The organism is Streptomyces sp. NPDC005784 (genome assembly GCF_042871525.1).
Taxonomy (GTDB): domain Bacteria; phylum Actinomycetota; class Actinomycetes; order Streptomycetales; family Streptomycetaceae; genus Streptomyces.
The window spans coordinates 1-11,481 of the sequence record NZ_JBIAIQ010000064.1 but is presented as its reverse complement, the minus strand read 5'-3'; the positions used below and the strand labels follow the sequence as shown (position 1 = coordinate 11,481).

1 protein-coding gene is annotated in these 11,481 nt (G+C 73.5%); it reads left to right on the top strand.

The genetic code is table 11. From position 1 onward, the window contains the following. Window positions 1–100: 100 nt before the first annotated feature. Window positions 101–11,481: SDR family NAD(P)-dependent oxidoreductase (locus ACFYR3_RS43095; protein ID WP_389287767.1), on the top strand; the 11,381-nt coding region annotated here is incomplete at its 3' end.

Here is an 11,481-nt window from a genome sequence, read left to right as displayed (position 1 = left end):
CGGGCGGGGTTTGGTGGTGGGGCGCGAGCAGTACCCCATCGGGGTCGTCGGGGGGGGGGGCCCCCGCCCGGGGGGCGCCCCCCCCCCCCCCGGGCTGGGGGTGCGGGGGGGGGGGGGTGCCCCCGCGGCCACCCCGTACCCCACCGACCGGGGCTGGCCGGGTGACGTCCTGTTCGACCCCGACCCCGAGTCGGGCATCGACGCGTACGAGAAGGTCGGCGGCTTCCTGCACGACGCCGCCGACTTCGACCCCGCCTTCTTCGGGATCTCGCCGCGCGAGGCTCTCGCCATGGACCCGCAGCAGCGGCTCCTGCTGGAGATCTCCTGGGAGGCGTTCGAGCGCGCCGGCATCGACCCGACCGCACTGCGCGGCAGCCGCACCGGCGTCTTCGCCGGGCTGATGTACCACGACTACGCCGCCCGGCTGTTCAGTGTCGCCGAGGACGTCGAGCCCTTCCTCGGCAACGGCAGCTCCGGCAGCATCGCCTCAGGCCGTATCGCCTACACCCTCGGCCTCGAGGGCCCGGCCGTCACGGTCGACACCGCCTGCTCCTCCTCGCTGGTCGCGCTGCATCTCGCCGCCCAGGCGCTGCGCAAGGGCGAGTGCACGCTCGCCCTCGCCGGCGGTGTCACCGTGATGTCGACGCCCGGTACCTTCACGGAGTTCAGCCGGCAGCGGGGCCTGGCCGGCGACGGCCGCTGCAAGTCCTTCGCCGCCTCCGCCGACGGCACCGGCTGGGGCGAGGGCGCGGGCATGCTCGTACTGGAGCGGCTGTCCGAGGCCCGCCGCAACGGTCACCCCGTGCTCGCCCTGATCCGCGGCTCCGCCGTCAACCAGGACGGCGCCAGCAGCGGCCTCACGGCCCCCAACGGCCCGTCCCAGCAGCGCGTCATCCGTCAGGCCCTCGGCGAGGCCCGCCTGCCGGCCGCGCACATCGACGCGGTCGAGGCGCACGGCACCGGCACCACGCTGGGCGACCCGATCGAGGCGCAGGCGCTGCTCGCCACGTACGGCCGCGAGCACACCGCCGACCAGCCGCTCTGGCTGGGCTCCGTCAAGTCCAACCTCGGTCACACCCAGGCCGCCGCCGGTGTCGCGGGCATCATCAAGATGGTCATGGCCATGCGCCACGGCGTCCTGCCCCGCACCCTGCACGCGGACGAGCCCACGCCCGATGTCGACTGGACCGAGGGCGCCGTCGAGCTCCTCACCGAGCGGCGCGCCTGGCCCGAGACCGGCCGCCCCCGCCGCGCCGCCGTCTCCTCCTTCGGCATCAGCGGCACCAACGCGCACACCGTCCTGGAACAGGCCCCCGAGCCCGAGCGGACCGCGGAGGCCGCCGATCCCGAGCGGACCGCGGAGGCCGCCGCGGACGGGGCCGCCGCGCCCGCGCCCGGGGCCGCGTTGTGGAAGCTCTCCGGGCGTACCCCGGCCGCGCTGCGCGCCCAGGCCGCCCGCCTCCACGCCCACCTGGCCGACCACCCCGACCTCGGCACCTTCGACGTCGCCCACACGCTCGCCAACGGGCGCACCGACTTCGAGCACCGGGCGGTGCTCACCGCCCCCGACCGCGACGGGCTCACCGCCGCGCTCGCGGCCCTGGCCGACCTCGACGTCGACGTCGAGCGGATTGTCCCCGGCGTCGTCCGGGGCCGCCCGGTCGCCGGCAAGCTCGCCTTCCTGTTTACGGGGCAGGGGAGTCAGCGGCTGGGTATGGGGCGTGAGTTGTATGCCGCCTATCCGGTGTTCGCGGCGGCGTTGGACGCGGTGGCGAGCCGGATGGAGCTCGAACTGCCTCTGATGGAGGTGCTGTTCGGGGACGACGCAGAGTTGTTGAACCGTACGGAGTTCGCGCAGCCTGCGTTGTTCGCGGTCGAGGTGGCGTTGTTCCGGCTGTTCGAGTCGTGGGGTGTGCGGCCGGACTTCGTGTCCGGTCACTCGATCGGTGAGATCGCTGCGGCGCATGTGGCCGGGGTGTTCTCGCTGGAGGACGCGTGCCGGCTGGTGGCAGCCCGTGGTCGGCTGATGCAGGCGCTGCCGGAGGGCGGCGTGATGATCGCTCTCCAGGCGACCGAGGCGGAGGTCACGCCACTTCTGAACGAGCGGGTGAGCATCGCCGCGATCAACGGGCCCCGGTCGGTGGTCATCGCGGGCGACGCGGACGAGGCGGAGAGGATCGCCGGATCGTTCGGCGACCGCAGGTCCAAGCGGCTGACCGTCAGTCACGCGTTCCACTCGCCGCACATGGACGGCATGCTCGACGCCTTCAGCGAGGTCACGGAGAGCATCACCTACGCGAGCCCCCGGATACCACTGGTCTCGAATGTGAGCGGTGCTCTCGCTTCGGAGCAGTTGACGCAGCCCGAGTTCTGGGTCCGTCACGTCCGCGAGGCCGTCCGTTTCGCCGACGGCATCCGCACCCTCGCCTCCCGCAACGTCACGCACTTCGTGGAACTGGGCCCCGACGGCGTCCTGTCGGCGCTCGCCGAGGAGTGCCTCGCCGACACCCCCGCCGCCGTCGTCGTGCCGCTGCTGCGCAAGGACCGCCCCGAGACCGAGGCGCTGACCGGCGCCCTGGCCCGCCTGCACGTGCGGGGCGTGACCGTGGACTGGGCCGCGTTTTACGCCGGTTCCGGTGCCCGGCGCGTGGACCTGCCCACGTACGCCTTCCAGCGTGAGCGCTACTGGCTGGACGCCGGGCGGCCCGCGGGTGACGTCACGGCGGCGGGGCTCGGCTCCGCCGGGCACCCGCTGCTCGGCGCGGCCGTCGCGCTCGCCGACACCAACGGCTTCCTCTGCACCGGCCGGCTGGGCCTGGACACCCATCCCTGGCTTGCCGACCACGCCGTGCACGGCTCGGTCGTGCTGCCCGGCGCCGCCTTCGTCGAGCTGGCGATCCGCGCCGGCGACCAGGTCGGCTGCGACCTGCTGGAGGAGCTCGCCCTGCAAGCCCCGCTCGTGCTGTCCGAACAGGGCGGCGTGCAGCTCCAGTTGTGGGTCGGCGCCCCCGACGCGACCGGTCGACGCATTCTCGGCGTGCACTCCCGCCCCGAGGGCGCCGACCCCCTCGAACCGTGGACCCGGCACGCCGACGGCGTCCTCGCCACCGGCGCCCCCGAACCGACCACCTCTCTCGCCGAGTGGCCGCCCATCGGTTCCGTACCGCTGCCCGTCGAGGACCTGTACGCCGGGCTCGCCGAGGCCGGTCTTGAGTACGGGCCCGCCTTCCGGGGTGTGCGTGCCGCCTGGCGCACCGACGACGCCGTGTACGTCGAGGTGGGCACTGAGGCCGAACAGGGCGCCGAGCATGCGCAGTTCGGAATCCACCCCGCGCTGCTGGACGCCGCGCTGCACGCTATCGGCGTCGGCGGGCTCGTAGAGGACACCGGCCGCGGCCGGCTGCCGTTCGTGTGGAGCGGAGTGTCCCTGCATGCCGTGGGCGCATCCGTGCTGCGCGTACGGCTCGCCCGGGTCGGCACAGACGCGGTGTCGTTCGCCCTGGCCGACGGCGCCGGTCGGCCCGTCGCCGACATCGACTCGGTCACGCTGCGGGCCGTTTCGGCGGCCGACCTCGCCACCGGGCGCGGGCACGACTCGATGTTCCGGGTGGACTGGGCCCCGGTGACGCTGCCGGCCGGAGAGTCCGCGGTGCGGTGGGCCGTGCTCGGGGACCTCGCGACGGCGATGGGCGAACGTGACGCGGACCTCGCGGTGGCAGAGGCCGCCCCTTGCGCGGACCTCGCGGTGGCCGTGGAGCAGGTGGCGCGGTACGCCGATCTCGCCGCCCTGGTGGCGGCGTTGGACGAGGGCGGGACCGCCCCGGACGCGGTCCTCGTGCCGTACCCGCAGGCGCCCGCCCTCACCCCCGAGGCCGTACGTTCGGCCGCGCACCGCACGCTGGCCCTGCTCCAGCGGTGGCTCGCCGAGGAGCGGCTCGACCGCACCCGGCTGGTCCTGCTCACCCAGGGCGCGGTCGCCGCGCGCGACGACGACACGGTGACCGACCCCGTGCACGCCGCCGTCCACGGCCTGGTGCGCTCAGCGCAGTCCGAGCACCCGGGCCGCCTTCTCCTCGTGGACGCCGCTGCGCCCTCGCTCGACCTGCTCGGTCCAGCGCTCGTCGGCGACGAGCACCAACTGGCCCTGCGCGACGGCGTCGTGCTCGCGCCCCGACTGGCCCGTGTACCCGCGGGTGAGCCCGCCGAGGCGCCGACGTACGACGCGAACGGCACGGTGCTGGTCACCGGAGCCACCGGTACGCTCGGCCGGCTCGTCGCCCGTCACCTGGTGGCCGAGCGGGGGGTACGCCACCTGCTGCTGCTCAGCCGCAGGGGAGAGCAGGCACCAGGTGCGGCCGAACTGACTGCTGAACTGCAGGAGTTCGGCGCCTCCGTGATCTGGGCCGCGTGCGACGCCGCCGACCGGGACGCGCTGGCCGCGGTGCTCGCCTCCGTGTCCGAGGCGCACCCGCTGACCGGTGTGGTGCACGCCGCCGGTGTCCTGGACGACGGCGTCCTCGAATCGCTCAACCCCGAGCAACTGGACACCGTGCTGCGGCCCAAGGCCGAAGCCGCCCTGAACCTGCACGAGTTGACCCGCGACCGCGAGCTTTCGGCGTTCGTACTGTTCTCCTCGGCCGCCGGTGTGTTCGGCGCCCCCGGACAGGGCAACTATGCCGCCGCCAACAGCTTCCTCGACGCCCTTGCCCAGTACCGGCGTGCGGCCGGTCTGCCCGGCCTCTCACTGGCCTGGGGCCTGTGGGAGGACGCCGACGGCATGGCCGGCGCGCTCGACGACACCGCCCGCGACCGGATGCGGCGCGCCGGTGTCCACGGCCTCACCGCCGCAGAGGGCCTCGCCCTGCTCGACCTCGCGGACACCCTCGGCGCGGCCGGCCTGGCCCCGGGCCTGCTCGTGCCCATGCGGTTCACCGTTCCGCCGACGGGCACCGAAGTCGTGCCTCTCATGCGGTCGTTGGTCCGCACCTCGGTGCGGCGCACCGCCTCCGCCGGCAGCGCGACGGACCTGTCCGCGTTGGAGCAGCGGCTCACAGGCCTCGACGTCGGCGAACGCGAACGCGTGCTGCTGGAGGTGGTGCTGCGGCACGTCGCCGATGTACTCGGCCACGCCTCTCCGGACGCCGTCGACCCCGAGCACGCCTTCAGTGAGCTGGGCTTCGACTCCCTCACCGCCGTCGAGCTGCGCAACCGACTCGGTGCCGCCGTGGGCCGCCGACTGCCTACCACGCTCGTCTTCGACCACCCGTCCTCCCTGGTGCTCGCCCGTCACCTGGCCGGTGAACTCGCAGGAGCCGCAGCCCGGTCGGCGACCGGAGCGCCCGCGTCCGCGGCCGTCTCCGACGACCCCATCGCCATCGTGGCGATGAGCTGCCGTTTCCCTGGCGGTGTCACCACCCCCGAGGAGCTGTGGCAGCTCCTGGACGGTGGCGTGGACGCCGTCTCCGGCTTCCCCACCGACCGAGGCTGGGACGTCGAGGCGCTGTACGACCCCGACCCGGACCACCCCGGCACCTCGTACACCCGGCACGGCGGCTTCCTGCACGACGCCGCCGCCTTCGACCCGACGTTCTTCGGCATCTCGCCGCGCGACGCCGTCGGCACGGACCCGCAGCAGCGGTTGCTGCTGGAAACCACCTGGGAGGCGTTCGAACGGGCGGGCATCGACCCGGCCAGCGTGCGCGGCAGCCGCACCGGCGTCTTCGCCGGCGTGATGTACCACGACTACGCGACCGTGGTGGAGGGCTCCGCGGACGGTGCCGACGGCACCCTCGGCTCGGGCAGTACCGGCAGCATCGCCTCCGGCCGCGTCTCCTACACCTTCGGTCTGGAGGGTCCGGCCGTCACCATCGACACGGCCTGCTCCTCCTCGCTGATCGCGCTGCACATGGCCGTGCACGCGCTGCGCAACGGTGAGTGCGACATGGCGCTGGCCGGCGGCGTGACCGTCATGGCCACGCCGGGCACGTTCGTCGGCTTCAGCCGGCAGCGCGGCCTGTCGCCCGACGGCCGCTGCCGCGCCTTCTCCGCGGACGCCGACGGCACCGGCTGGGGCGAGGGTGCGGGCATGCTCCTGGTGGAGCGGCTGTCCGACGCCCGCCGCAACGGCCACCCCGTCCTCGCGGTGGTGCGCGGTTCGGCGATCAACCAGGACGGCGCCTCCAACGGTCTGACCGCGCCCAATGGTCCGTCCCAACAGCGGGTCGTCCGGGCCGCGTTGGCGAGCGCGGGGCTCTCAGCGTCCGAGGTCGACGCGGTCGAGGCGCACGGCACCGGCACCACGCTGGGCGACCCGATCGAGGCGCAGGCGCTGCTCGCCACGTACGGCCGCGAGCACACCGCCGACCAGCCGCTCTGGCTGGGCTCCATCAAGTCCAACCTCGGTCACACCCAGGCCGCCGCCGGTGTCGCGGGCATCATCAAGATGGTCATGGCGATGCGCCACGGCACCCTGCCCAGGACGCTGCACGCCGAGCGGCCCTCGTCGCACGTCGAGTGGACCGAGGGCGCTGTGTCGCTGCTGACCGAGCCCGTGGCCTGGCCCGAGACCGGCCGACCGCGCCGAGCTGGTGTCTCCTCCTTCGGCATCAGCGGCACCAACGCCCACACCATCATCGAGCAGGCCCCGGAGGAAGCACAGGCCGAGCCGGGCGAGCGCCGCGCCGCCCCGGCCGTACTCCCGCTGCGCCTCTCCGGACGGGGCGCCGAAGCCCTGGCCGCCCAGGCGCGCGCCCTGCGCGACCACCTCGCGTCCCACCCGGACATCGCGCTCACCGACCTGGCCCAATCGCTGGCCACGGGCCGCGCCGCCTTCGACCACCGGGCCGTGGTCCTGGCCGGCGCGAACGACACGGCTGCCACCGTGCTCGCCCGCCTCGACGCCCTCACCGACGGCCGCCCGGTCCCCGAACTCCTCCGGGGCACGGCCACCAAGAGCGGCCGCACGGCGTTCCTGTTTACGGGTCAGGGGAGTCAGCGGCTGGGGATGGGGCGTGAGTTGTACGCGGCGTACCCGGTTTTCGCGGCGGCGTTGGACGCGGTGGCGAGCCGGATGGACCTCGAACTGCCGCTGAAGGGCGTGCTGTTCGGGGACGATGCGGAGTTGCTGAATCGTACGGAGTTCGCGCAGCCGGGGTTGTTCGCGGTCGAGGTGGCGTTGTTCCGGCTGTTCGAGTCGTGGGGTGTGAAGCCGGACTTCGTTGCCGGGCACTCGGTCGGTGAGATCGCTGCCGCGCATGTCGCCGGGGTGCTGTCTCTGGGCGACGCCTGCAAGCTGGTGTCGGCGCGTGGTCGGTTGATGCAGGCCCTTCCCGAGGGCGGGGTGATGATCGCCCTTCAGGCCACCGAGGCGGAGGTTGCTCCGCTGCTCGGCGAGCGCGTGAGTATCGCCGCGATCAACGGGCCGCGGTCTGTGGTCATCGCAGGTGACGCGGACGAGGCCGAGAGGATCGCCGGATCGTTCGGCGACCGCAAGTCCAAGCGCCTCACCGTGAGCCACGCCTTCCACTCGCCGCACATGGACGGCATGCTCGACGAGTTCCGCGCCGTGGCCGAGTCCCTGACGTACGAGCTGCCGAAGCTATCGGTGATCTCGAATGTGAGCGGTGCTCTCGCTTCGAAGCAGTTGACGCAGCCCGAGTTCTGGGTGCGTCATGTCCGCGAGGCGGTCCGTTTCCACGACGGTGTGCGGGCACTGGAGGCGGCGGGCGTGACCACGTTCGTCGAGCTCGGTCCCGACGGCGTCCTGTCCGCCATGGCCCAGGACTGCGTGACCGACGGGAACGCCGACGCCGCTGTCTTCGTCCCCGCCCTGCGCGGCGGGCGCGACGAGGCCGAGACCGTCGTCACCGCGCTCGCCCTCGCGCACGTCAACGGCACGCGCGTCGACTGGGCCGCGTACTTCGCCGGCACGGGCGCGCGCCGGGTCGACCTCCCGACGTACGCCTTCCAGCGCAAGCGCTACTGGCCCGAGGTTGGTGCCGTGCTGCCCGGCGACGCGTCCGGGCTGGGCCTGGCGCCGGCCGGGCACCCGCTGCTGGGCGCGGTGGTCGCGCTCGCGGACGCCGACGGCAGCGTGTTCACAGGCAGGCTCTCCCTGCGCACCCACCCCTGGCTGCGCGACCACGCGGTCATGGGTGCCGTGCTGCTCCCCGGCACGGCGCTGGTCGAGCTCGCTCTGCACGCCGGCGAGCGCGTCGGATGCCCAGGGCTGGACGAGTTGACCCTCCAGGCGCCTCTGGTGCTGCCCGAACAGGGCTCCGTACAGGTGCAGTTGACCGTCGGGCCGCCCGACGGGTCCGGTCGGCGGCCGGTCGCCGTGTTCTCCCGGCCCGACCTCGACCTCAAGGACGAGCCGTGGCTGCGGCATGCCGAGGGCCTGCTCACGGACGAGGTACGGCCCGCCGGCACGGACCTGGGCGCCTGGCCGCCGTCAGGTGCGAACCCAGTGCCGACGGAGGCCGCGTACGACGTGCTGGACGCGGCGGGACTCGCGTACGGGCCACTGTTCCAGGGGCTGCGCGCGGCTTGGCGGCGTGGCGACGAGCTGTTCGCCGAGCTGACCCTGCCCACTGAGGCGGTGACGGACGCGGACGCTTTCGGGCTGCACCCGGCACTGCTCGACTCGGCCCTGCACACCCTCGCCCTGGGCGACGCCCCGTCCGGCAGCGAAGAGCAGGGCGCCCGACTGCCGTTCGCCTGGAGCGGCGTGCGGCTGCACGCGACGGGCGCCTCGGCGGTACGGGTGCGGCTGGCCCCGGCCGGTCGCGACGCGGTGTCGCTGGAGCTCGCCGACACCACTGGTGAACCCGTCGCTTCCGTCGACTCGCTGGTGCTGCGCGCCATTTCCGCCGAGCAGATCGGTGCCGCGCGCGGTGGTCGGCAGGATTCGCTGTACGCGATCGACTGGACCGAGGTCCCGGCCGACCGTTCGGCGTCGGCTCCGAGCTGTGCCGTACTGGGGGCCGGGTTCCCGGATGTCCACGCCCCTCGCTACGCCGACCTGGCTGCCATCGCAACAGGCGAGGTACCGGAGTTGGTGGTCGTCGACGTTGAACTGGACGCCGACGCGGTCACGGACGGCGCCGGGCTGCCCGACGCCGTGCACGGACGGGTCGCCGCCGCGCTCGCGCTGGCCCAGGAGTGGCTGGCCGATGAGAAATTCGCCGCCGCGCGCCTGGTGTTCGTCACGCGCGGCGCCGCTGCCGCCCGCACCGGCGACCCCGTGGCCGACCTCGCCGGTGCGGCGGTGCGCGGCCTCGTCCGTTCCGCCGCTACCGAGAACCCGGGTCGGTTCGCCCTGTTGGACGTCGACGGCCCCGGGCTGCCCGACCCCGCCCTCGTGGCCCTCGCGTCGGGCGAGCCTGAGGTCGCGGTGCGTGAGGGCGCGCTGCTGGTGCCGCGTCTGACTCGGGCGATCGTTGCCGACGCGGAGCCCGTGACGTCGGCGGGCACGGTCCTGGTGACGGGTGCGAGTGGTGCGCTGGGTGGCCTGTTCGCGCGGCATTTGGTGTCCGAACGTGGTGTGCGGAGGCTGTTGTTGGTCTCGCGTCGGGGTGGGGATGCTCCTGGTGCGGCTGAACTGACGTCTGAGCTGGCGGAGTTGGGTGCGGAGGTCGTGTGGGCTGCGTGTGATGTGGCCGACCGTGCGGCGCTGGCGGCGCTGCTCGCCGAGCACCCCGTTACGGGTGTTGTCCACACAGCGGGTGTGCTGGATGACGGCGTGATCGGTTCGTTGACCGCCGAGCGGGTGTCGAAGGTGCTGCGTCCGAAGGTGGATGCGGCCTGGCACCTGCACGAACTGACCGAGAACCTGGACCTGTTCGTGGTCTTCTCCTCGGCCGCCGGTGTGTTCGGTGGTGCGGGGCAGGCCAACTATGCGGCGGGCAATGTGTTCCTGGACGCTCTGGCCCAGCACCGCAGGGCGCGGGGTCTGGCGGCGACGTCGCTGGCCTGGGGCCTGTGGGCCGAGGCCTCCGGCATGGCCGACGCGCTCGACGACAAGGATGCCTCGCGCCTGGGCCGGGGCGGCGTACTGCCCCTGGAGGCGGCCGAGGGTCTGGAGCTCTTCGACACCGCGACGGCTTCCGAGCAGGCCCTGCTGGTCCCGGTGAAACTCGACCTCGCCGCGCTGCGCACCCACCCGGTTCCGCCGCTGCTCAGCGGCCTGGTCAGGACCACCGTGCGCCGCGCCACGCAGGCCGCGGACAGCGGTAACGCCCTGGCCGGACGCCTGGGCCGGATGACGGCCGAGGAGCAGACCGAGTACGTGCTGGAGAGCGTGCGCAGCCAGGTCGCCACGGTGCTCGGGTATGCCGGGCCGGAGGCGGTGGCGACGGACCTGTCCTTCCGCGAGCTGGGCTTCGACTCGCTGACCGCTGTCGAGCTGCGCAACCTGCTCGCCTCGGCGACCGGGTTGCGGCTGCCCGCCACGCTGATCTTCGACCACCCGACCGCGACGAACCTCGCCTCGTACCTGCATGGCGAACTCGTGGGTGCCGCACCGGTGTTGAACGTCCCCGCGGCCACCGTCCTCCGGGACGACGAGCCCATCGCCATCGTCGGTCTCGGCTGTCGCTATCCCGGTGGCGTGGAGACCCCGGACGACCTGTGGCGGCTCGTCGTGGAGGGCCGGGACGCCGTCTCCGGCTTCCCGGAGGACCGCGGCTGGGACATCGAGGCGCTGTACGACGCCGACCCCGATCACCAGGGCACCAGCTACGCCCGCGAGGGCGGGTTCGTGCGCGACGCGGGCCATTTCGACCCCGCGTTCTTCGGGATCTCGCCTCGCGAGGCCCTTGCCATGGACCCGCAGCAGCGGCTCTTGCTGGAGACCTCGTGGGAGGCGTTCGAGCGGGCCGGCATCGAGCCGACGTCGCTGCGCGGCAGCCGCACCGGTGTCTTCGCCGGCGTCATGTACCACGACTACGCCTCGCGCCTCACGGTGCTGCCCGAGGGCGTCGAGGGCTTCCTCGGCACGGGCAACGCCGCGAGCGTGATCTCCGGTCGGCTCTCGTACGCCTTCGGTCTGGAGGGGCCCGCCGTCACGGTCGACACGGCGTGCTCCTCGTCGCTGGTGGCACTGCACCTGGCGGTACAGGCGCTGCGCAACGGCGAGTGCGAACTGGCCCTCGCAGGCGGTGTGACGGTGATGGCGACCCCCGCGCCGTTCGTGGAGTTCAGCCGACAGCGCGGGCTGGCGGCCGACGGTCGCTGCAAGGCCTTCTCGGCTGACGCGGACGGCACCGGCTGGTCGGAGGGCGCGGGCGTCCTCCTGGTCGAGCGGCTGTCGGACGCGGAGCGCAATGGGCACCCGGTGCTGGCGGTGGTGCGGGGTTCGGCGGTCAATCAGGACGGTGCGTCGAACGGCCTGACGGCGCCGAACGGTCCGTCGCAACAGCGGGTGATCCGGCAGGCGTTGGCGAACGCCGGCCTGTCGGTGTCCGAGGTGGACGTGGTCGAGGC